The following is a 23,314-nucleotide window of genomic DNA, read 5'->3' as shown; positions in this document are numbered from 1 at the left end:
CTGGGCCTGATCTGTTGTACACATTTGGGCTGAACAGAGCCACATTTTATGAACATTTAGAACTGTTTGCCCTTTCCCCGGCAAAAAAGGGCCTGCCGCAGAATTCTTCCATTCTGAACTGCACCCCATTTGTTAGACAGTATGATATACTGGATAACAAGTGGGGTGCTTTACTATGCCAAACTATTTTTTACAAAGGCATAATGCCAAGTGAAAAGGTTTTAGATCTTCCAATGGATTGTAACACTCTCACTGGTAGCGTCAATTTGTGATATGAGAATATCAACCACCTTGCGCTTATCATCAAAACTCACGGACTCCCAATTATCCAGATAGCCCGTAATGCTGTCAATCTGTGAAGCGGAAACGGAATTAGCGGTGAGATCGGCCACCAGCTTTAGCTGCTTTTGACGTTCCGCGTCCAGCTCCTCAATCCGGTTATTTGCGTATTGCAGGAGCAGCGGATTTGCCCCGGACAAAGTGTCCAGAAGTTTCTCGATCTCGCTCTCTGTCTTTGCAAGGGCAACGCGGGCGGCGGTCAGCTTCGGATTGTAGCTTTGTTCCTTTCCGCCTTTCAGCGTGTGGAATTTCTGCATCTTCTTGACCATCTCGCCGTACACAAACGCCTCCATGCTTTGCACCGTCAGCGTACCGGCCCCCTCACAGCTCCCGTTATCTGCCCGCTGCTTGCACCGCAGGTAGGTAACGCCGTTTGCAGCTCTCAGCGCAACCAGCGCATAGCCGCAGCGCCCGCACTTGATTTTCCCTGCCAGCCATGTATGATGGCATTTGCGGCCATTCTGGAAAGAGGTGTTCTGTGACAGCTTGCGCTGAACAGCCAGCCAGAGCTGGGAGGGGATGCGTCCCTGGTGGGGAGCAATCACGAGGATCGGCTCCTCGCCCTCGCGCCCTTGATAGAGATAACAGCTATTGTCCCCTGTGAACATTTCCGGGGGACTTTCGATTTTTACGCCCTGGGCCTTGAAGTATTCGTAGATGTCCATATCAGCCTGGACATAAACGGGGTTTCTCAGCAGCTTAGAGATAAAGGCCCGCTGGAGCGCCTTGTCATAGACCTTGATGGAATGTTTGACAAAGTACCGGGTTATATCGCCGTAGGAATTGCCCGGCTCCGCATACATTTGAAACATGAGCTCGGCAAAATCCATTTCCGCGTTTTCCACCAGCTTCTTTGTCTTGATCCCGTCCATGACGATGGGCTCGGTATCAAAGCCGTATGGTGTCCGGCCTCGCATATAGTAGCCTTTGGCACACCGGGAATAGAAAGCGTCCTGCACACGCATCTGGATGCTCTCGCGTTCAAGCTGGGCAAAGACAATGCAGATATTGAGCATCGCCCGGCCCATCGGGGTGGAAGTATCAAATTTTTCCGTACAGGAAACAAACTCCACATCGTATTGCTTGAACAGCTCCATGAGCTTTGCAAAGTCTACAATGGAGCGGCTGATCCGATCCAGCTTGTAGACAATCACCCGCTTAATCAGGCCCAGCCGGATGTCCTGCAAGAGCCGCTGGAAGTCGGGGCGTTCAATGTTCTTGCCGGAATACCCTTTATCTTTGTATTCCTTACCCTCACCGCCTTTTAACTCATATCGGCAAAATTCAAATTGACTTTCAATGCTGATACTGTCCTTTTTGTCAATCGACTGCCGCCCGTAAATTGCATCAATTCTATTATCCATAATTAGCTCCCTTTCTGTCCGTTGGGAGCCAACCTACAAGTATATTATACCTCTGCTGCCCCCTTACAACAAGGATGACTCCGGCCTACCCCCGCTGCCCGGCATACTTGCGGAACACTTCAAACAGCCGCCGCTCGATCTCGCGGTTGCGCTTGTCCTGTTCCTGCGGGGAAAAAACGGGGGTGAGATTTTTGACGGTGATCGTCCGATCTCCGAGAACAGCCGATTTAACTTCACTTTCATATTTGACCTGCGCCTGCATAAAATCCCTCCCATACAATCAAAGAATGTTTTGAAGCATAGCAAAGGCCAGCACCGCGAAAGTGCTGGCCTTTGGCCGGATATGTACCTCTGGACACTTTGTCCAGAAGTCAGTAAGGGCTTTCCTCAAAGTGCTGCTGGGCCTCTTCCAGACTGCGGATGTCGAAAACCTCATAGAGCTCCGCCAGTACGCGCCGGATGTTCAGGGGAGAAAACCCGCAGTTCTCCATGGCGTAGATGACATAGCCACGGCAGGCGTTGTTGCTCCACGGCTGGGACAGCATAGCAGCCAACATAGGATCGTAGTCCATTCTGTTATCCCTCACTTTCATAAATGGTGGGGAGCGCCGCGCTCATTTTTTTGCCCCGTCATAAGACAGCCATACTCGGCAGCGGCGCTCCCCCACAAAGGGGGCGGCGGCCTGCGGCCCCCGCGCCTCCTTTGCGGAGAGAAAACTTCCTCTCACATACCACCAGAAAAAAGGGGCAAATGGAGACTGTAAATCAAAAATTTTCCCGCAAATATTTTTTCATCTGCTCCTTTCCCTCGTTCTACCGAGCGGCGAATGGTGCTCTTCTCCACGCCCTCTTCGCGGGCGATCTGACGGTAGCTCTTTCCCAGGATCAAATGAGCGTCCACCCGGCGGCCCTGGATCTCCGGCAGGGAGTTGAGGGCATTCCACAGCCGGAAGAACAGCTCCTTGCGATCCATGAGCTCCTGGGGGCTGGGCTCGTGCAGGCAGGCGGAGTATTCGATCCCATCGTCACAGTCCAGGGAATAGTAAGCCTTGTTGTAGCGCACCCGTTCCGCATGGGCGGCCTCCCGCCGCTTGCTTGCCATGAGCTCTTCGGCCACCTCGTCAGGCACCTCCACCAGCTCGTCCGTTAAGTACCAATAATAAAAATCTTTCAGATTGATCGTTGTCATAGCTTGTCCTCCATTTTGTTTCGGTTGATGGGTTGATCGGAAACAAAATGGAGGGCTGGCGGGGAGCGGCACCCCGGACAAAAAACCGCTTTTCATTATGGAAAACGCTGATTTTTCCAAAATAAGCCGTATCGAGTTCATGGGCTGGAAAATCCGCTAAGAAAACTCGACGGCTTTCTTTGACACTTGCTAAATTCTGATAGCAAATGCCGAAGAAAACCGTCGAACAGAAAAGGGGCGCGGACAGTTTGTTGACTGTCCGCGCCCCTAAAGTGGGTGGTGGTATTTTATCGTGCCATTTCCCCCGTCCGGGGGGTAACGCAAAAGGGATATGTAATCTTCACAGACGGCCTCCTTTTTGGGGGGCATCGCGCTTACTTTTTCATCTCCTTACCTCTGGACACTTTGTCCAGAAGTCAATATGAGGCTGCGGCCCGTCTTACTTTCCGATCAGCATTTTGCGCTTTGTCAGCAGGAAAGCCAGCAGGCCAAGCATACCGGCAAGAGAAACGCCAGCGGTTCCCATCGAAACATAAACAATGGTTTTCAATTCAGAAGTCTCCGCTGCGGTGGTGGGAACCGCACCGGCGTTCAGTTCGGTGCCGTCGGTGAGGGTAACGATCAGCTCGCCATTTTCATTGATGGACACGCCGGAGATACCCACGCCGTCCGCGCCCGTTACCTTGCCGAGATTTTTTTCGGTGCCATCGGTGAGGGCGACGACCAGCTCGCCGTTTTCGTTGATCCGGATGTCGGCAATCCCAACGCCGTCTTTGCCATCGGAGCCGTCCGCGCCGGTTGCGCCGTCCTCGCCATCGCTGCCGCCGGAGCCTGTGACGCTTATCTTGCCGAGGTTTTTCACGGTGCCGTCGGTGAGGGTGACAACCAGCTCGCCGTTCCCATTGAGCGTAATGTCGGCAATCCCAACACCGTCCTTGCCGTCCTTGCCATTCGCGCCATCCTTGCCATCGGCGCCTGCGGCTTTCACGCCGGTGTCGGTGGTGCCGATCCACCAGTTGCCGTTGCTGCCGATATACGGGGTCAGGCCGTCCTTGCCATCCTCTCCGTCTTTTCCGTCCTTACCATCTTTCCCGTCCTGGCCGTCCTTACCGTTGGAGCCGTCAGAACCGTCGCTGCCGCTGCTGCCGGTGGCCGGAATACCTGTGTCAACACCGTCGATCCACCAGTTGCCGTTGTCGCCTATGTACGGGGTTTTTCCGTCCTCGCCGGGGTCGCCCTTATCGCCCTTGTCGCCCTGCTCGCCCTTGATCCCTTGCAGGGCAGACAGGGCGATCAGGTTCTGCCAGTCGGCGTCAGCGTCGTATTTCCACTGGATATAGCCGCCCTCAACCCGGAGCTCCACCTGTTTGCCGTCCGTGCCGTCTGAGCCGGTGATGGCGGAGAGGTCAACCAGGTCTTTCCATTCCGCTTCGCCCTCGTGCCGCCACTGGATACTGGTGCCGTTGTTTTGCAGCTCCACCTCCTGGCCATCCTCGCCGGGGTCGCCTTTCAGGTCAGAAAGGGATATCAGGTTTTTCCAGGCGGTGTCCCCGCCGGTGGTGTACCGCCACTGAATATATCCATTGTCTATTTGCAGCGCCACTTCTCTGCCGTCGCCGCCGGTGATGGCGTCCAGCGCCACCAGATCACGCCATGCGCTATCGGCTTCGCCCTCGTACCGCCACTGGATGCTGGTGCCGTTGTTTCGCAGCTCCACCTCCTGCCCGTCGAAGTCCACCACCAGCAGTTCGGCAGCTTCACTAGAATTCGACAAATTATAGAGGCCTGTCGCAACGCAGCGGAAACGGGCATCCCTTGGCTGGAAACCGGCGTCCAGAACCAAGTTCGACTCTGACCAACTCCTGGATACATTGCTTATGGTAAGGTTGGGTGCCGAGTATGCGACAACGAGACCAACATCACCACCACTTATTCTGGAAATTTGATACCAGGTACCATCGGGGTCGCTGCTTTTGTCCTGTGCATACCAGGAATAGGTGATTGTGCCCCCATTAAGGTCTTCTGCCTCAGCAGAAAAGGTCACGCTTTCGCCTTCGCCCACGATCTGGGTTTGCGGGTGCTTCGTGAACTCTGGAGGGTACTGCTCAACGATAAGGGGAGTATCAAAAAAATTACCACCCTGATAATTGCTGACCGTACCCACGCGGTTGGACACCGATACCGTCATGGTGGGGGACGGCTGGCTGATCTCATTGGTCTGTGTGTTGTGCGAGAAGATGGAGAGAGTATAAGTCCCATTCGCCACCCCCGCCATCGGTATGGTAAAATTCGTTTCCGCGGGGAGCGAACCGGAGCAGTCCACCAGTTTGCCATAATACTTTACCGTGCCGTTCTGGTCGGTGAGGAAACAGGCCAACACCTGGTTTTCCCCGGTGGTGGTGCCGTCGCCGTAAAGGCGGAACGAAAGGAACTCGCCGCTCTGCGTGAATTTCGAGTCGCCTACTCGGACATCCGCCTTCTGGCTGTCGCTGATGTAAAGACCGCCATCCGTGCCCCGGCTGTACTCCAGGTCGCCGCCCACATAGGCGTTGGAAATGGTGTCCAAGCCCAAAACATAGTCGGACAGAGCGGATGCCTTTACATACAGGGCGGGGCGGACTTGCAAGACTGACGTAGGGGCAACAGGCGTGCTGAGGAAAGGATCTCCAGTCTGCCCGGTGTACTCGAACCAAACATCGTAAGTTCCACCGGTGCCGTTATCCCCAGTACAGCTCCAAAACTGAGCGTACTCGGAAGTCCATATGTTACGAAAGAAACTAAGCTCCCCCTGTGGAGGTGCCCAAAGATACTGATTATATACATCAGGTCCAGTTACTTCACCCTCTGCCGACCTCAGAGTGCGGGTATAGATATTGGCTTTGTCCTTTTCAGAAAAGGTGCCTGCGATCTCCTCCATCTTTTGTTGCAGGTCACTGTCGTAGTATTGGTTGTCACCAGGTTGCGTGGCGTCAACTCCCGCCCGGAACGCGATGCTGCCGAAATCATTTTTGTCGGCAAACAGGGTATAATAGCCGGAAGGGGCTGTTGCGCCCTGCGTTTCGGTGCCGGCAATGCGCCATGTATACCCGGCAAATGCCACAATATCTCCAATGACATAGTCGCTATCGTTTGCGGCAAAAACTGTAAAGTTCATGCCCGGCACCAGCCCAACCAGCAGGCACAGGCAGAGCGCCACCGCAAAGAATCGTTTTTTCATCTTGTTTCCTCCTCCCCGCGCCCTGAGACAATCGCCCGCAGGGAAGCGCGTATCGCATTGAGCTGTAATTGTAAATAGTCCTCGTCCTCAAACAGGGCAAAGTGGACGCAGGCGCGGACAAATAAATAGGTCATGCCCTGGATCAGCTCCACCGGCAGCCCCAGCTTGCCGGAGAGCTGCTCGGCATATTTGCGGTAACGGACATTGACACCATTGAAAAATGCCTTGCCATGCTCCCGGTATTTGGGGCTGGCGTACACCTGATACATGAAGCGGTATTTTGCCCCGTGGAGTTTTGCCGTGAGCGCGGGCATCTCCCGCAGGAAACGCTCGATGTCCGCAAAACTGGTTGGGGCCTGCTCCATGAAATCATCCTCCACCTTTGCCATACCGTAGGCGGTGGCCTCAATAACAAGGTTATCCTTGCTGCCGAAGTAGTAGAGCAGATTTCCATTTGTTACACCGCAGGCGTCCGCCAGCATTTTCAGGCTGGTGTTTTCAAGCCCGTTTTTACAGAATACATCAAAGCAGGTTTCCAAAAACGCGACCCGCCGCTCCGGAATCCCTTTTTCATGCAACACAGTTCACCTCCCCGTCCCTTGATTGACCGGGTGGTAAATTCTGCGTGAAAAATCTTTTGCATCTCCCGCTGCGAAACGCAAAAAAGGCGCACCCCACCCGCAAAGAAACGGGCGGAATACGCCTAAAAGAATATGCAATTTGGCTATTGACAGGGGAAAAGGGCAGACTTTCACTATGCTTGCTTGCTTGCTTGCTTGCTTGCTTGCTTGCTTGCTTGCTTGCTTGCTTGCTTGCTTGCTTAGTCATTTTCCCGCCTTTCGCTTCCATTGTCAAGACCTCTTTCTGCAAAACTATACACAATTATGCTACCACAAAATCCGCTATTTTTCAAGCGGTCAAAGCAAAATCCTGTAAATGCGCGCGCTGCGGTTTTCACGCTATTTTCGGGGGCTGCACGAAACGGCAAGCAGGGCAGGTGTGCCCACACCTGCTATTTTTGCGTGGCCGGGGGCACCGCAAAAATGCTTGTTGGGGAGATCCCCAAACCCGCCGGACTTCTGGACACTTTGTCCAGAAGTCCTTGTTGTCTGCGGCCCCGGCGCTATCGCTCCTGGGCCTTGTTCCGCTCGTCCGTGTGGCCGAGCAAACAGTCGATGTTCCCCTTGACCGCCACAGCCTCCCGCATATCCGCCTGGGCCTTGCGGTATTCCGCATAAAGAGCTTTTTTCTTTTCCGCCAGCTCCCGCCGCCGCTTTTTCAGCGCGTCCATCTTCGGGAGCTTCGCCCCGCCCAGCAGGTCGCTCATGGCGGCCTTTGCCGCCCGGTAGTCAGAAAGCTCCGCCTCATGCTGGGCCAGATATTTTCTGCTATACCGGGCCGCCTTGTAACCATCGAACACAGGCCGCGTCTTTGCATACTGTACCACCGCCCCCATGAGCTGGGCCGTGTGGGAGAGCGCCGCCTCGGTGTCCCGCAGTTCCCCGGCCAGCTTGTGCGCCCGATCCACCGCCGCCTCGGTGCTGGCTGACAGCGCCGCATAGTCCGTCAGCCCATGCTCCCGGAGATACAGGAGCGCGGCGGCCATCTGCTTTAGGTTATAGACCTTGGCCCACCGCTCGTAGGCCGGGCCCTTGCCCTGGGCCAGACGGTTTTGAATGTCGATGATGAGATCGACACGCCGGGGCGGGGGCGGGCCCTCCTGGGGCAGCTCCGGGATCGGACGCTCCCCGGCGATCACCGCCCGGATGTCCTCCGGGTCAAAGCCGGGGCCCAGGGTGGACGAGCGCAGGCGGGTGGGCTTATCCTGCCCAGGGGCAAGAAAGGAAATGACACCGCCCCGGCCACGCTTCACCGCAAAGCCGGACTCCTCCATGAGCCGCAGGAACGCCGCAAAGTCGGCGGGGCGTTTCCCCAGGGCCTCCACAACGGCAAGCCGCACCCGCTGCTGGGCCGAGGGCGGGCGCTCCCCGATCCATTGTCCATAGTGGAGAAAGCGACCCTTGCTGTGGAGCTTCGGGTTTTGGATCACGGACAGGTCATGCTCCAGGCATACCCGGTCAGAGAGCCGCCGCAGGGCTGCCGCCGATCTGAAAAAGTCCCGGAATTTCCCGGTATAGTCCAGGGTGGTGGAATTGTAGTAAATGTGATTGTGGATGTGCTGGCGGTCTGTGTGGGTGGCGACGAAAAAGGCGTGTTTCCCCTTTGTCCAGCGCATAGCCGTTTCATAGCCCACCCGGTTTGCCTCCTCCGGGGTGATCTCCCCAGGGCGAAAGGACTGCCGGATCTGATAGCACAGCACATCCGCATCCCGGCGCTGCTCCCGGCCTGTGGTTGCCTTGTACTTTGCCTTTGCCAGCAGGAACTCGGCGTCGGCGGTACGGTAGTCGCACTCATAGGCGGAAATCAATTCGCCGCCCTGGGTTTTCTCCGGGTTTTGTCCATAGTCGAAACGATCCTTTAAGGACTGCGCGATGGTTTCCCCCTTGCTGATATGGTGGGGCATGATCCGCGTTGTGGCCGTAGCCTCTTCGGTCAGAAGCTCTATCTTTCTCCAATCCTGGATCTGCACAACGGCTATCTGGTCAGCTACACTATTTCCGAGCGTCCGATTATGAGCATGGTGACAACAATGCTCACAAAAGCCTTTGAAACAATCCCGGATGGAACAGGATTAATCCTTCATTCCGACCAGGGTTGGCAGTACCAGCACAAGCAGTACCAGCAGATGCTGAAAAGCAAGGGTATCCGACAGAGCATGAGCCGCAAAGGAAACTGCCTGGACAATGCTGTCATGGAAAATTTCTTTGGCTTACTCAAAAGTGAGTTGCTGTATCTGCAAGAATTCAAATCTATGGAACACTTCAAGGGGGAACTGCTGGACTACCTGGACTACTACAACAACCGTCGCATCAAGGCAAAGCTGAAGGGCTTGCCGCCTGCAATTCACAGACAGCAAGCCCTCTCGGTTGCTTAAACAATTTTTACTTTCAAATATTGTCTAACTTTTTGGGGTCACTTCATTCTGCGACAGGCCCTTTATGTGCTGTCATTACTCCATTCTGCGGTAGCCGTGCTTTTCTTCATGACCAAGCAGATAAAGGAACGCAAAGGCCGGGATACGGATCAGATCTTTTCCACTTTTTGTATTGAGGACGCCGAAATCATTGGCGGTTTTGGTCACCACGATGGAGGCTGCAGCCTCGCCGCTCAACTCTACGATGGCGGAATCATCTGGTATGGGGGCACCCTCCCGATACTTCACTTCAATGAGGATGTTCTTGGAATTGGAGTATTCCACGACAACATCGATTTCCTTTCCCCGCTTGCCACCACGATAGAATCCCACCGATGCGGCCTGCTGATAATAAAATGCGGCCACATGCTTATAAACGGCCGTTTCCACAACCTTTCCCATTTCCACCGGGTCGCTCAGCATGGAATCATCCATCAAAACCGCATTGCGGATGGCCGCATCGGCAATATAGATCTTGGGACTGGCTTTGAGGACCTTTTTCCCCGCCATATTAACCGGCCAACTCTGATAAATCAGGTTGGCACTTTCCAAATAGTCAATATAATTTTCGATGGTAGGTCTGGAAACGCCATTCAGTTCCTTTGCAATGGCTTCGATAGAAACGATCTCAGAAGAAACATTGCAGAGATATAGGAAGATACGCTCCAATTCTGTTGCGTTGCGGATCTTGTAAAGGGATGGCAGGTCCCGCTTGAGTACTTTGTCCACCACATCCTCCCGCATGACTTGCTGGGCCAAGATGTCGTTGTCGGCCAGGGCCAGTTCGGGGAAGCCGCCCACTTGCAGATAGCGGTTAAAGTGGTTCTGCACCTTGGAGAGCTGCAGCATGATCTGAGTGCGTTCCTGCTGGGTCTTATACAGAAGCGGGGTGATCTTCAAATCGTCCGGCAGGTCGGGGCGATCCACATTCAGCAGTTCACAATATTCATAGAAAGACAGCGTGGGGACCTGGATGGCCGACCACCGCCCGGCGCCGCTCTCCTGGCTCCCCTTGACCAAAACCGGACTGGCCGAGCCGGTGGCTACCACTTTGGTGTCCGGCCGCATATCGTAGATCGCCTTCAGCCATTTGTCCCAATCCTGCGCATACTGGATCTCGTCAAAAAAGTAGTAGACATCTTGCTCGGGATAGATATTTTCGTGATAGCACTCCAGGATCTCGTTCATGGCGCTCAGCTTCAGCATGGGATGATCCATGGAGATAAAGACGATCTTCTGAGGCGGCACACCACTTTGGAGCAAAGCCTCGATCATCTGGTACTGTATGGTGGTCTTTCCCACCCGTCTTGTTCCGGTTAAAACCACTGTGCGCCGGATGTCCGTTTGATTCAGGCGTTTCATGGCCTCATAAAAGGCGAACCGTTTATAGGTTTTGGACAGTTTCGGGTTTACGACTCCTGTTTTCCACCAGGGGTTGTAGGAGACCAGCACTTTCAGCAGTCCTTCCTTGCTGATGATAGCCATGCAGCCACCTCCTTCCATAATAGAATAGCTCTAATTTTCATATTTGTCAATAAATATTATAAGTATACTTATAATAAAATACAGCTAATATTGATAATTACGCTGCTATACTATCCAGAGTGTGGTGTTATTATACCATGTCATTCAGGATCATAGCACTGCCAAACTGCCAACGAGGCAGCCCTTCTGCTATAAGAGCAAATTGGCAGTAAATTGGCATGGTTTTGCTATTGAACCGGGAATCTCTATATGTTACACTAAATATGCTTAAAACCATGTTCAAAACCAAATATCGTCCGGCACAAACGCTATCCAGCGTTTTTTGCGCCCGGAACAACAAGCAGCACCCGAACCGTTCGGGTGCTGTTTTTGTTTCCAAAAATGAAGGAGGTCTTGTCTTGAAACAAACGCAATCGCCGCCCCGCTCCCCCGCCGGCCGCCGCCGTGGACTGAAGTCTGTCCTTGGCCACACCTGGCTGGCCGCCAACCTGGCCCTGCTCACCGCCATGCCCGCCTCGGCTACCGGCGTCACCATCTGGCAGAAAGCCAGCGACGTGATGAAGGACGTCTACAACAAGATTCTGGGCATCTCTACCGTGGCGGCCGTGGTGACCGCCGCCGTGGCCCTGCTGCTGATGAACTTCTCCCGCTCCGGCCGGACGGTGGATGAATCCAGGGCCTGGCTCAAACGCATCATCATCACCTGGGCCATTCTCAACAGTCTGGGATTCATCATGGCTTACATCACGCCCTTCTTCAGCGGCGGCCAGTGGACCGGCTGAGCCATGGGCATCTTAGACGGCATCGTCGCGTGGATCGCGGAACAGGTCATGCACGGCCTTGATCTGATCAACACCTCGGTTCTGGGCGCTCTGGGCTGCAATATGGACGTATTTCTGCGCTATTTCCCGGCGGCAGAGACCATGTATGAGCTGCTGGTGGCGCTGGCCATCGGCCTGATCCTGCTGCTCTGGATCTGGAACCTGTTCAAAAACTACTGGCTGGGGATGGGCGCCGAGGCGGAAGACCCGGTCAAGCTCACCCTCCGGGCGATCATCTTCATTCTGCTGGCCTATTACAGCAATCAGATCGTGGACCTGGCCCTGGAGATCGGCGGCACGCCCTATCAGTGGATCCTCAATTCCGCTCTGCCCGCCCTGGACTTCGCCAGCTTCAACTCCGCCATGCTCACCATCGTCGGCGTCTGTGCCAGCGGCGCCGTGACCCTCATCGTCCTGATCCTGGTGCTGATCCTGGCCTGGAACTATATCAAACTGCTGTTTGAAGCGGCAGAGCGGTACGTGCTTCTGGGGGTACTGGTCTACACCGCCCCGGTGGCCTTTGCCATGGGAGCGGCACAAAGCACCTCCGGCATCTTCAAAAGCTGGTGCCGGATGCTGGGCGGCCAGATCTTCCTGCTCCTGATGAACGCCTGGTGCCTGCGGCTGTTTACCAGCATGGTGGGCTCGTTCATCGCCAATCCCTTGTCAATCTAGGAGGCACGCTGTGAAATTATCCCGAACTCTGTTTTCCGCATTCACTGTTCTGCTCCTGTGTGCCATGGCCCTCACCATCACCGCCGGCGCCATTGAGGAGAGCGAAGTGGAGGCCGCGGTAAGCGCCACCAGCAAGGAAACGGTCAGCGGCAATGTGCTGATCTGGTTCTTCTGCGCCGTGGGCTTTCTGAAGGTCTCCCAAAAAATCGACAGCTTCCTGTCCAGCCTGGGGGTCAACGTAGGCCATACCGGCGGCTCCATGCTGGCGGAGGCCATGATCGCCGCCCGGGGTGTGTCCATGGCGGCCGGTTTGGGCGGCAAGATCATCGGGTTTGGCCGGGGTTCCGCCGGAAAGTCCGGCGGAAGCGGCCCCTCCGCCGGAGACTCCGGCTTTCTGCGGGGCGGACTGGCCGGCGTGATCAGCCGCAAAATCACCAGTGACGCCGCCAAAACCGCCGCCAGCACCACGGAACGGGTGGCTGAAACGCCCCCCACCGGCCGCGGTGGAGAGACCATACACACCCACACCTCCGGCCCCATGGGAACGGAAGCCGGCCCGGCTCCCACACAGCCCCCCGGGTCGGACACACAGGCCGTTCCCTCGGATCACACCGCTGCCCACGTCCAGACTGCCACAGATGGCCACAGCGATACCCACGTTCAGACTGTTGCGGGTGACCACAGCGATACCCAAGTTCAGACTGTCTCATCGGATCACTCTGCCGCCGAGACTCACATCATTTCCGCAGACCACACCGCTGCCGAGACTCAAACTGTCTCCGCAGACCACAGCGTCACCGATATCCAAACCGTCTCCGCGGATCACACTGCCGACCACACTCAGGCCCTCTCGCGGGAGCATGGCGCATCCCACGTTCAAACGGTGAAGGCGGACCATACCGCCGCGGAGAGCCAGGCCGTCACAGAAACCCACAGTGTTTCTGATGCCCAAACCCTTTTGACAGACCGCTCCCCCGCCGAAGCACAGGTCATTTCGGCGGAGCAAAGCGCCGCCGGGGTCCACACTGTGATGACGGACCGGGCAGACGCCCCTTCCGCCGACAGCCGGCAGTCTCCCGCCGTCCGGGCGGATCATACCACGGTACAAAATACCGGCGTCAGCTCCTCCGCGCAAACCAACCACAAAACCGTCCAGCACAACACCAGCCTGGGCGGCAAGCTCTTCTTCCACTCCATGCAGTCCGGCGGCGCCTTTGCCAGCCAGGTGATCGGCAGGGTAGCCACCGGTGAGATCCGCTCTGAGGGTACCATCTCCGGCCCCTTTGCCGCCCAGGCCCTGTCCTGCTACACCGGGCTGACCGCCCAGGGCAACGCCGCCCCGGAAATCCGATACGCCGATGTGGAAATGGGCGGCGGACGGATCACCGGCACCGAATACTCTCCCGAGTATCCCCAGGGCATCCCCTTCGGGATGTACCACACCCAGCAATACACCCGGCCCCAGGGCCCCCACCAGCGGATCACCACCGCCGACGGCGCCGGCTGGTACAAGGAATACGGGGCGGATACCGTGTCTTCCACGCCCTACCAGGCCCCCGACGGTGAGATCAGTTCTCAGAAAACCATCGTCAAGCGGCTGCCTGATCCGCCCAAGCGGAAGGACCGTCTGTAAGGAGACCACGCCATGAAATCAGAAGATCACGAGCTCTATGTGATACCCCCCAATTTTATCGAGGGCGGCACCCTGCTGGGCGGCGCGTTCAAGGTCCGCAACGTCATCGAGGCGGGCATTCTGGGGGCGGTGACAGGTCTGCCCATTCTCAATCTGTCCCTCTCTCTCACCACCCGGATCATCCTGCTTTGCGTGACCGCCCTGCCCCTGGCTCTGCTGGCCCTCATCGGGATCAACGGCTCCAGCTTGTCCGATTTTTTCCTGCTGTGTCTCAGCTTCCTGCGCAATCGCAGAGTGCTGGGCAAAAAAGCGGAGGGCGGCGGCAAGCGTGGGAAGAACAAGCTGCTGCCCAGCTGGGCCAGAGACCGCGGCGGCCAGGAAAAGGGGCAGTCCCTGTCCAAAAGCCGGAACCGGCTCTCCATTGATCTGAAAGGGCACAGGATCGACCGTTTCAAAACCTTTCTGGCGGATGAGGCGGGAGCGCCCCTCAACCCGCTGGCCCAATATATTCCCATCGAGAAGGTAGAAAACGGCATCCTCTACACCAGGGATCACCGGTATGTCAAACTGGTGGAGGTGGTTCCGGTGAACTTCCTGCTGCGCAGCGCCCGGGAGCAGCGGAATATCATCTATTCCTTCATCAGCTACCTGAAGATCTCACCGGTGAAGCTCCAGTTCAAAGTGCTGAGCAAACGGGCGGATATCAACCGCCACCTGGATTCCGTCCGCAAGGAGTTCCAGGCGGAGACCGACCCCCGCTGCCGGGCCCTGCAGGAGGACTATCTGAAGCTGATCCAGCGGCTGGGCTCCCGGGAGGCCATCACCCGTCGGTTTTTCCTCATCTTTGAATATGAGCCGTTGCCCGGCGCCCGGCGGGGCAGCGAGGAGTCCGAGGCCATCGCCTCCCTCCAGACTGCCGCCCGGACCGCGGCCAACTATTTGCGCCAGTGCGGCAACGAGGTGCTGCTGCCGGAGGAGGAAGACCAGGCCACGGCGGAGATCTTATACCATATCTTCTGCCGGGCAGAAAGCAGCGTCCGCCCCTTTGCCGAAAAGGCCGAGGAGGTGCTGGCCCGCTATCTGGCCGCCGGCCGGAGCGTGGAACACATCCCCAGCAACGAGTTTTACGCTCCCGGAGAGATCGACTTTACCCACAGCAGGTACCTCCGGGTAGACGGGCTGTACTGTGCCTGGCTTCTGGTGCCCTCCGGCGGCTATAAAACCCAGGTGCCCGCCGGGTGGCTGAGCCTGCTGGTCAACGCCGGAGACGGCATCGACCTGGATATGTTCCTCACCCGCCAGCCCAAGGACCGGATGGTCCGCAAGCTGGGCCAGCAGCTGCGCATCAACCGCAGCCGCATCAAGGAGACCAGCGACACCAACACCGACTTCGATGACCTGGACGGAGCCATCCGGAGCGGATATTTTCTGAAAGACGGCCTGAGCAACAACGAGGACTTCTACTTCCTCAATCTGCTGGTCACCGTCACCGCCGCCACCCTGGACGATCTGGAGTGGAAAATCGCCGAACTGAAAAAGCTGATGATATCCCGGGACCTGGATGTACAGACCTGCTCCTTCTGTCAGGAGCAGGCCTTTTTATCCGCCATGCCTCTGGCCAGCCTGGAGCGCAGGCTGTATGAACGCTCCAGGCGCAACGTCCTCACCCTGGGTGCGGCCAGCTGCTACCCCTTTACCAGCTACGAGATGTGCGACGACAACGGCATCCTGCTGGGGGTCAACAAGCACAACAACTCCCTGATCGTGGTGGATATCTTCGATTCCCAGGTGTACAAAAACGCCAATATCGCCATTCTGGGCACCTCCGGCGCGGGCAAGACCTTTACCCTCCAGCTTATGGCCCTGCGGATGCGCCGCCGGGGCATCCAGGTGTTCATCATCGCTCCCCTGAAAGGCCATGAGTTCCACCGGGCCTGCGCCAACATCGGCGGGGAGTTCATCTCCATTTCCCCCGCCTCCCGCAGCTGCATCAATATCATGGAGATCCGGAAGGCGGACAAATCGGTGGACGATCTGCTGGATGGGCCGGGGGCGGAAAAGTCCCTGCTGGCCGCCAAAATCCAGCAGCTCCATGTCTTTTTCTCCCTGCTCATCCCCGACATGAACCACGAGGAGCGCCAGCTTCTGGACGACGCCATGATCCGCACGTATGCCCGGAAGGGCATCACCCACGCCAACGAAACCCTGGAAGACCCGGAGCACCCCGGCCGCTACCGGGAGATGCCCATCCTGGGGGATCTCCACCAGGTCCTGCTGGAGTCCCCGGAGACCAGGCGGCTGGCCAATATCCTCAACCGCCTGGTCAACGGTTCCGCCCGCTCCTTCAACCAGCAGACCAATGTATCCCTGGACAACAAATACACGGTGCTGGATATCTCGGAGCTCACCGGGGATCTGCTGACGGCGGGCATGTTCGTGGCCCTGGACTACGTGTGGGACAAGGCCAAGGAAAACCGCACCGCGGAAAAGGCCATCTTTATCGACGAGTGCTGGCAGCTCATCGGGGCCAAAAGCAACCGGCTGGCCGCCGAATTTGTGCTGGAGATCTTCAAGATCATCCGTGGCTACGGCGGCAGCGCCATCTGCGCCACCCAGGACATCAATGACTTTTTCGCCCTGGAGGACGGCAAGTTCGGCAAGGGCATCATCAACAACGCCAAAACCAAGATCGTGCTCAACCTGGAGGACGAGGAGGCCCAGCGGGTCCAGAGCATCCTGCGCCTGTCCGAGGCGGAGGTGATGGAGATCACACACTTTGAGCGAGGCAACGCCCTTATCAGCACCAACAACAATAACATCGCCGTGGAGATCAAATGCAGCCAGCTGGAAAAGGAGCTCATCACCACCGACCGCCGGGAGCTCCAGGCCCTGCTGGCCGTCGGCTCCCACCCGGAAAGGAGGCCCCGCTGTGAAAACCCGTGAAGCCCTCTACCGCCAGGAGGCCGCCGGCATCCTGCGGGATCTGTGCATGTACCGGGCGCTCACCGAAGCCCAGCTGCTGCGGCTCTACCCCGGCAGGCAGGACAAGGTGAAAAATCTGCTGTCCTATCTGGTCCGGCAGGGCCGGGTCCGCAGGGTTGGCGAGACCTATTTCCCCGCCGGGCAGTCCCTCGACTCTGCCGACCCGGCCCTGACCGCCTCGGTCTGGGTCCTGCTGGATTTCATCGACCAGGTGGAGTTCCACGCCGCCGGGGACTACCCCGCCACCCTCATCTTTTTCGCCGGCGGCCAGGTCTACGAGATCGTCCGGGCTGCCCCGGGCAAGGAGGAGTGGATCAACCGCCTTTTGGAGCACGCGGAAGAACACGCCTCCCAGTTCATCGTCCTGGTGGACGGCCCGGAGCAGATCCCCCTGATCCGCATCCCCAATGTACGGGGGTTCTGCACCGTCTCCCCCCAGGGGACGGTGCAATATTATCAGACAGAAGGAGCGTGTATATGAATCGAGCCATCCTGTCCCAACGGATCGTCTCCATCCTGGCGGAGGTGGAACGGCTGAACCGGGCGCTGTACGCCATGAACGGAATCGATCTCCAGCGCAATTCCCATCAATACGAGCTGCTGTCCACCGACGCCGCCCTCCGGGGGGAGCGGATCGCCTGCCGGCTGCGGCACCTGGTCTACACCACCACCGCGATCAAAAAAGAGAACTACCTCACCTCCGCCGCTGTCATGCAGGGTATCCAGATCCAGGCGGAGGACGGCATTCTGGAGATCACCCTGCCCGGCCTGCTGCCCAAGCGGCGGCAGGGGGAAAGCGCAGAATATCTGCTGGACCCCTTCCGCACCGCCCTGGCCCGGTATACCCGGCAGCATCCCGCGCCCAGGCTGGCCCACTGCGTGGTGTGCTTCTCCCACGTCTACTGCCGGGAGCTGCCGGAGCGCCGGGTCCGGGACTATGACAATCTGGAGTGGAAGCAGTTTCTGGACGTAGCCGCCTCTTTCCTGCTGGCAGACGACAGCGGCCTGCTGTGCGACGCCTACCACACCACCGAGCTGGGGCCCCGGGACTGCACCCGTATCTCCATCATGTCCGGCGACCGCTTCCCCCAGTGGCTATCCCGGCGCCGGAACGCCTGAGCGCCATGTCCCATTTTCAGCCGATCCGTCCCGCTTCCTTTGGGACGTGGGGCGAAAGGCCCGGATCCCTGTGTTTTCCGGCATTGGGCCGGCCCAGGCATCGCCGGATTTTACCCAAGTTATAAAGCCCTACGGTAACGCGCTTTTCATAAGGAGTTGATCGTGATGGGCCACAGCCCCCGCCGCCTGCCGGCGCCGGATACGCTGGCCGACCAGCTGCTCACCCTGACCGCCGTCTGCGGGGAGTTCCCGGCGGCACAGCTTTCCCGGCTGAACGGCGGGCCGGCTTATCTCAAAAATGTGGTCAAGGCCCTCAAGGGAGCCGGCCTGCTCAAAACCTACTACCGGGACAGCACCCGGGGCTATCGCCTGACCGCCGCCGCCAAGCGTCTGATGCTGGAGCGGCAGCCGGACCGGCTCAGGCCCTACCTGACCGGCCGGTCCGAGCCCAACACCCTGAAAAGCGAGCTGCCCCGCCGCCTCCGGCTCCACCGGATGGCCGAGGTGCTGGTGACCATGCGCCTGGCCGGCATCCCCGCCCTGCGCTGGGAAAAGCCTCCGCTGTTCCAGGCCGCTCCGTCCGCCCATTGGGATCACCCGCTCCCCCTCTATTACTCCTCCAGGGAGCTCAAAGAGCTGGAGCCTCTGGGTATGAAAATCAAAAACTCCAGGGCCACCGGCATCCTGCTGACGGATGGCGGTATTGTTCTGGTCTACAATACGGCGGACGCCCAGATGAAGTGGGAGTACAAATCGGAACTGCGGCTGAAGGCGCTGCTCCAGACAGAGCTGTGCCGCGGACAATGGGGCGGGCAGACGGTGGGCACAGAGATCATCGCCCTGGTGTTCGGCTCCGGCATGGAGCAGGTCATCCCCATTCTAGACGGCTCCAAAGGGGCCGGACACAGTTACTATGTGCTGGACGGCGATCTGGACCACTTCTATTTCCTGCCCAGCGACCACCGGGGCGAGGTGCTGGTGTGGCTGCTGTGCGACTCCGCCTGTCGGGCGGACCTGGACGATATCCTCCGCCAGAACCTGGCCCCGCCCACCCCCGCCTGTCCGGCGGACCACGACGCCAGCACATGGGACGGCCTGCCGGTGCTCTTTGCCTATCTCTGCGATATGCCCCGTATCCGCAAATTCGACACCGCCCTGGAGCTGCGGGGGATGGACGGCGCGCTGATCTGCTTTGACTTCCAGGCCCCCGCCCTCCGGCAGGTCTGCGGCCCCCGGATCACCCTCCAGAGCGTTGACTTTGATGCGTATGAAAGGAGTGTTTTCCATCACCCCTAAGAAGATCCTTCCCCTGCTGCTGGCCGGTCCCGCCGCCCTGCTGGCCCTGCTGTACGGCAGCGGGTATCTGTCCCAGCTCATTTCCAACTACCAGGACTGGTCCGCCGCCGGACAGCTCCCCGGCACCGCGCCCCCGCTCCCCGATCCCCATTTCGCCGTCTGCCTGTCCTCCGCCTTCCGCCTGCCCTACGGGCTCTATGGTCTGGGGCTGTGCGCGGCCGCTCTGGCTCTGCTCATTCTGATGGTCATGCGGATGGGCAGCGGCGACGCCGGGGCTTACGACAGCCGGCGCAACCTCACCTATTCCGACAAGGGCACCTACGGCACCGCCGGTTTCATGGATCGCCGGGAACTGCGGGAGGTGCTGGACCTGACGCCTGACGTCCGGAAACACCACGGGATCATCCTGGGGGAACTGGACGGGCAGGTGGTCTGCGTACCGGAACAGACCGGGTTCAACGGCAATCTGGCGGTATACGGCGCCTCCGGCTCCAAAAAGACCAGGGCCTTCTGCGTCAACATGATCCTCCAGTGCGCCGCCCGGCGGTCCAGCATCATCATCACGGACCCCAAAAGCGAACTCTATGAAAAAACCAGCGCCTATCTGCGGGACAAGGGCTACACCGTGAAGGTGTTCAATCTGGTGACCCCCACCGCTTCCGACTCCTGGAACTGCCTGTCCGAGATCCGGGGCCAGGAGCTGATGGCCCAGCTGATCTGCGATGTGATCATCAAAAATACCGGCAGTGAGCGGGGCGACCACTTCTGGGACAGTGCGGAGCTCAATCTGCTCAAAGCCCTGGTTCTCTACGTGGAGGGGTGCTTCCCGCCGGACAGGCGGAACATGGGCCAGGTCTACCAGCTGCTGGCCAGCAGTTCGGATCGGGAGCTCAACGCTCTGTTCGACGTGCTGCCGGTCAGCCACCCCGCCAAGGCCCCCTACAGCATTTTCCGCCAGTCCTCGGAAAGCGTCCGGAGCGGGGTCATCATCGGGCTGGGTTCCCGGCTCCAGGTGTTCCAAAACCAGGACATCCGCCACATCACCGGCTATAACGAGATCGACCTGGAGCTGCCCGGGAAGGAGCCCTGCGCCTATTACTGCGTCACCAGCGACCAGGACAGCGCCTTTGACTTCCTCTCCTCCCTGTTCCTCTCCTTCACCTTCCTCCGCCTGGTACGCTACGCCGACGAGCGCTGCCCCGGCGGAGCCCTGCCGGTACCCGTCCATGTGCTGGGAGAGGAGCTGTGCGCCTGCGGCGTGATCCCCGACCTGTCCCGGAAGATCTCGGTCATCCGCTCCCGGAACATCAGTATGTCCTGCGTGTTCCAGAACCTGGCCGGGCTCCAGAACCGCTATCCGTACAATCAGTGGCAGGAGATTCTGGGCAACTGCGACGTACAGCTCTTCCTGGGCTGCACCGATGCCCTGACGGCGGACTTCATCTCCCAGCGCACCGGCGAGGCCAGCATCCGCGTCACCAGCCAGGCCAGACATCTGGGCACCTGGCGGGTGTCCAATTACACCCCGGAATACCGGGAGACCAGCGGCGTAGGCAAGCGCAGGCTGATGACCATGGACGAGGTGCTGCGCCTGGATGTGGACCGGGCGCTGGTGATCCTCCGGGGCAAAAAAGTATTGGAGGTAGAAAAATACGACTACTCTAAGCATCCCGAATCCAAAAAGCTGCGGCCCGCCAAAGCGGCGGACCATGTGCCCGCCTGGCGGGGGACCGTTCCCCCGCAGGCCTGCGCCGCCCCGCCTGCCCCGTCCGCCCCCAGGTCGGCGTCCCGCCAGGCCGGACGGGCGTCCCAGCGGATCGTCAGCGCAACCAAAAACGCCATTATGAAGCAAAAGGAGGATTAACGCCTATGTCTATGAACAATCCATTCCCCCAGGAGGCGGAGACCCTGCGGCCCGATCAGGAACCGGACCTTCCCGCAAGCGCACCCGGTTCCCTTGAGGGCTCTCCGGAACCCCCGTCCCCCGCCCAGGCTGACCCGCCGCCCCTTGCGGAGGAGACCCTGCCTCCCGCCGGGCGCGCTGTTCCCCGGGCTCCGGAAACCCGGACAAGCCAGGACGCGCCTGTGCTTACCATTGACGCCGGGGACCACGTGGAGACCCAGTGGGAGCGGGACGAACTGGTGTGGCACGCCCTCCGCACCTCCCACATCACCGGCCGCATCCTGACCGGCACCCTGGACGGGGTGGAGCGGACGGAATCGGGCATGACCATCGCCGTGGTGATCTATCAGGGGTTCCGGGTGGCCATCCCCCTGAAGGAGATGCTGTTCCAGCCTGAACCCATTCCCCACGGGGCAGAGCATCGCGCCCTGGTGGAACGGCAAAACCGTATCCTGGCCTCCATGCTGGGGGCGGAGATCGACTTCATCGTCCGGGGCCTGGACAAGAACACCCGCAGCGTGGTGGCCAGCCGCCGGGCGGCCATGCTCCGCAAGCGCCAGACCTTTTATCTGGACACGGACGACAACGGCCGGCCTCTGATCTATGAGGGCCGGGTGGTCCAGGCCCGGGTAGTGGGCGTGACGGACAAGCTGCTGCGGGTGGAGGTATTTGGCGTGGAGTGCGCCATTCTGGCCCGGGATCTGTCCGACGCCTGGATGGGGGATGCCAGGGACACGTACAGCGTAGGGGACCGGGTGCTGGTCCGGGTACGCACCATCGACAAATCCGACCCCAATTCCCTCTCCATCACGGCGGATGTCCGCAGCGTCAGCGGGGCCACCAGCCGGGACGCCCTGAAACAGTGCTCCCTCCAGTGCCGCTACGCCGGGCAGGTCACCGATGCCCGCAACGGGGTCATCTACATCCGGTTGCACAACGGGGCCAACGCCATCGCCCACACCTGTCTGGACCGGCGGCTGCCCGGCCGGCGGGACGAGGTCAGCTTCGCCGTCACCCGGCTGGACCAGGAACGGGGCGTGGCCGTGGGGATCATCACCCGGGTCATCAAACAGCATCTGTAGGAGCCGCCGGTATGAGGTATTTGTACCGGCCGTTTCTGGCCTTTCTGCTGGCCCTGGGGCTGGCCGCCAATGCCGCCGGGGCGGAGCTTCCGGAGCAGGTAGTGGTGGAAGACCGGAACGGCAGCCAGCGTCTGATCAAAACCTTCGTGGTCTCACCCCAGACCGACCCGGACTCTCTCAGGGAAGACCCCTTCCTCTATGAGGGCCGCACCTACACCTGGGCCTATACCACCAAGGAGGAACACACCGCTCTGGATGTCAAATCGGTGACGGAAACCGTTACGGTGGAGACCCAGGAGGATGATCTGGCCTCCATCCTGATGGAACTGGACTCTGTCATTCCCTATGACCAGGACGGCTATACCGGGGAGCTCATCCTGGACCACACCGCCCTGGACATCCAGGCGGCTGGCCACGAGGAGCGGTACGGTACCCTGACAGACATCCAGGTGTTCTCTGACCTGCCCGGCAACGACGCCGGTCAGATCCCCGCCAGCACGGAACGGGACGGGGCCACCCTGCCTCTGGTCCATGTGGAGTGGCAGGAAGAAGCGCCGTCAGAAGAAGTCCCTGCCGTGCCCCGGTATCAGGCGGTGGCCATTTACGCCGCCACCACCAGCTACAGCGGCGCCACGGGTTATCTCACCACCGCACAGTACAGCGGCCAGGTCACAAACTCCGGCGTGGACAGCGTCACCTATACCGTGGTATACACCGGGCAGCCCGCGGAACCCGCGGCAGAGCCGGATATCCCCTTTTCGTTTTCCCTTCTGCCTGTGCCGTCCATAGTCCTGGCCTCCGTGCCCTTGGCGGCGGCACTTATGAGTCTGGTCCTGGTCTGTCTGCGCCGGCGGACCAATGTCCGGGTCTACATCCCCAGCGGCAGGCCCAGGGACTGGCGGCTCATCGCCCGGTTCCGAACAGACGCCGCCCACCCCTCAATCGATCTGCGGACGGTGGAACCCTGCCCCGACGGCATGGTGGCGGTGGAACTCAGGCCCAGACTGGCAAGACGGCTGGCGAACCAGACCTTTACGGTTCGCTGGACACAAGGGGAGCACCGCTACACCGTCCGCGGCGGCCGGGCGGGAGACTGGCACACATTCAGAATCGATCAGGAGGACGATCCAGCCCATGAAACACACGATCCACCTCAAAAATCCTGACGCCCGCCG

Annotated in this window: 18 protein-coding genes and 2 pseudogenes; 11 read left to right on the top strand and 9 right to left on the bottom strand. The window is 59.1% G+C overall.

Going from position 1 to position 23,314, the window contains the following annotated elements; all coding sequences use genetic code 11:
• Positions 1-221: 221 nt before the first annotated feature.
• The 8 genes and pseudogenes from H6B51_RS03700 to H6B51_RS03665 all read right to left on the bottom strand — a co-directional run bounded on the left by H6B51_RS03700 (position 222) and on the right by H6B51_RS03665 (position 8,633).
• Positions 222-1,703, bottom strand: coding sequence for a recombinase family protein (locus H6B51_RS03700; protein WP_204882390.1), 1,482 nt, complete (start codon positions 1,701-1,703; stop codon positions 222-224).
• Positions 1,704-1,788: 85 nt separating this feature from the next.
• The gene (locus H6B51_RS03695) at positions 1,789-1,965 is read right to left on the bottom strand and encodes a hypothetical protein (protein WP_204882389.1); all 177 of its coding nucleotides are present in this window, start codon (positions 1,963-1,965) and stop codon (positions 1,789-1,791) included.
• Positions 1,966-2,074: 109 nt separating this feature from the next.
• Complete coding sequence (locus tag H6B51_RS03690; protein ID WP_204882388.1) at positions 2,075-2,275, bottom strand: hypothetical protein; 201 nt, start codon at positions 2,273-2,275, stop codon at positions 2,075-2,077.
• Positions 2,276-2,468: 193 nt separating this feature from the next.
• A pseudogene (locus H6B51_RS03685) lies at positions 2,469-2,892 on the bottom strand (sigma factor-like helix-turn-helix DNA-binding protein).
• 439 nt (positions 2,893-3,331) lie between these two features.
• The gene (locus tag H6B51_RS03680; RefSeq protein ID WP_204882386.1) at positions 3,332-6,109 is read right to left on the bottom strand and encodes an immunoglobulin domain-containing protein; all 2,778 of its coding nucleotides are present in this window, start codon (positions 6,107-6,109) and stop codon (positions 3,332-3,334) included.
• Positions 6,106-6,690 carry a TetR/AcrR family transcriptional regulator gene (locus H6B51_RS03675; RefSeq protein ID WP_335342102.1) on the bottom strand — a complete coding sequence of 195 codons (585 nt, stop codon included), beginning with the start codon at positions 6,688-6,690 and terminating at the stop codon, positions 6,106-6,108. Before H6B51_RS03675 ends, H6B51_RS03680 begins: the two co-directional genes overlap by 4 nt.
• Positions 6,680-6,958, bottom strand: coding sequence for a hypothetical protein (locus H6B51_RS03670; RefSeq protein ID WP_204882403.1), 279 nt, complete (start codon positions 6,956-6,958; stop codon positions 6,680-6,682). The genes H6B51_RS03675 and H6B51_RS03670 overlap by 11 nt, the downstream gene beginning before the upstream one ends.
• 274 nt (positions 6,959-7,232) lie before the next feature.
• On the bottom strand, positions 7,233-8,633 hold the full coding sequence (locus H6B51_RS03665; protein WP_204882385.1) for a relaxase/mobilization nuclease domain-containing protein: 1,401 nt from the start codon (positions 8,631-8,633) through the stop codon (positions 7,233-7,235).
• A gap of 21 nt (positions 8,634-8,654) precedes the next feature.
• Here H6B51_RS03665 and H6B51_RS03660 point away from each other — a divergent pair.
• Positions 8,655-9,104 (top strand): annotated as a pseudogene (locus H6B51_RS03660) (IS3 family transposase); the annotation flags it as partial.
• Positions 9,105-9,179: 75 nt separating this feature from the next.
• On the opposite strand, the gene H6B51_RS03655 reads toward H6B51_RS03660, so the two are convergent.
• Positions 9,180-10,628, bottom strand: coding sequence for an ATP-binding protein (locus H6B51_RS03655; RefSeq protein ID WP_204882383.1), 1,449 nt, complete (start codon positions 10,626-10,628; stop codon positions 9,180-9,182).
• Between the two features lie 398 nt (positions 10,629-11,026).
• On the opposite strand from H6B51_RS03655, the gene H6B51_RS03650 reads away from it, so the two are divergent.
• The 10 genes from H6B51_RS03650 (at position 11,027) to H6B51_RS03605 (ending at position 23,305) form a co-directional block, all read left to right on the top strand.
• Positions 11,027-11,410, top strand: a complete 384-nt coding sequence (locus tag H6B51_RS03650) for a fimbrial protein (RefSeq protein ID WP_204882382.1) — start codon at positions 11,027-11,029, stop codon at positions 11,408-11,410.
• Between the two features lie 3 nt (positions 11,411-11,413).
• Positions 11,414-12,124: a hypothetical protein gene (locus H6B51_RS03645; protein ID WP_204882381.1), complete on the top strand. Its 711-nt coding sequence runs from the start codon at positions 11,414-11,416 to the stop codon at positions 12,122-12,124.
• 10 nt (positions 12,125-12,134) lie between these two features.
• Entirely contained in the window at positions 12,135-13,757 is a 1,623-nt protein-coding gene (locus H6B51_RS03640) for a hypothetical protein (protein ID WP_204882380.1), read from the top strand.
• 12 nt (positions 13,758-13,769) lie between these two features.
• Positions 13,770-16,700: a VirB4 family type IV secretion system protein gene (locus tag H6B51_RS03635; protein WP_204882379.1), complete on the top strand. Its 2,931-nt coding sequence runs from the start codon at positions 13,770-13,772 to the stop codon at positions 16,698-16,700.
• Positions 16,687-17,220, top strand: coding sequence for a DUF5697 family protein (locus tag H6B51_RS03630; protein WP_204882378.1), 534 nt, complete (start codon positions 16,687-16,689; stop codon positions 17,218-17,220). Before H6B51_RS03635 ends, H6B51_RS03630 begins: the two co-directional genes overlap by 14 nt.
• Positions 17,217-17,858 (top strand): DUF6100 family protein, encoded by a 642-nt coding sequence (locus tag H6B51_RS03625; RefSeq protein WP_204882377.1) that lies wholly within the window; start codon positions 17,217-17,219, stop codon positions 17,856-17,858. The genes H6B51_RS03630 and H6B51_RS03625 overlap by 4 nt, the downstream gene beginning before the upstream one ends.
• A 165-nt stretch (positions 17,859-18,023) precedes the next feature.
• A complete protein-coding gene (locus H6B51_RS03620; RefSeq protein ID WP_204882376.1) occupies positions 18,024-19,154 on the top strand; it encodes a hypothetical protein in 1,131 nt (376 codons plus the stop codon).
• Entirely contained in the window at positions 19,120-21,018 is a 1,899-nt protein-coding gene (locus H6B51_RS03615) for a VirD4-like conjugal transfer protein, CD1115 family (protein ID WP_243421117.1), read from the top strand. The genes H6B51_RS03620 and H6B51_RS03615 overlap by 35 nt, the downstream gene beginning before the upstream one ends.
• Before the next feature lie 5 nt (positions 21,019-21,023).
• Complete coding sequence (locus H6B51_RS03610; protein ID WP_243421116.1) at positions 21,024-22,139, top strand: S1 RNA-binding domain-containing protein; 1,116 nt, start codon at positions 21,024-21,026, stop codon at positions 22,137-22,139.
• A gap of 11 nt (positions 22,140-22,150) precedes the next feature.
• Positions 22,151-23,305 carry a hypothetical protein gene (locus H6B51_RS03605; protein ID WP_204882375.1) on the top strand — a complete coding sequence of 385 codons (1,155 nt, stop codon included), beginning with the start codon at positions 22,151-22,153 and terminating at the stop codon, positions 23,303-23,305.
• Positions 23,306-23,314 lie beyond the last annotated feature (9 nt).

It is taken from the genome of Pseudoflavonifractor phocaeensis, assembly GCF_016901955.1.
Taxonomy (GTDB): domain Bacteria; phylum Bacillota; class Clostridia; order Oscillospirales; family Oscillospiraceae; genus Flavonifractor; species Flavonifractor phocaeensis_A.
Note: the sequence above shows the minus strand (reverse complement) of the source record. Positions and strands in the feature narration are given on the sequence as shown.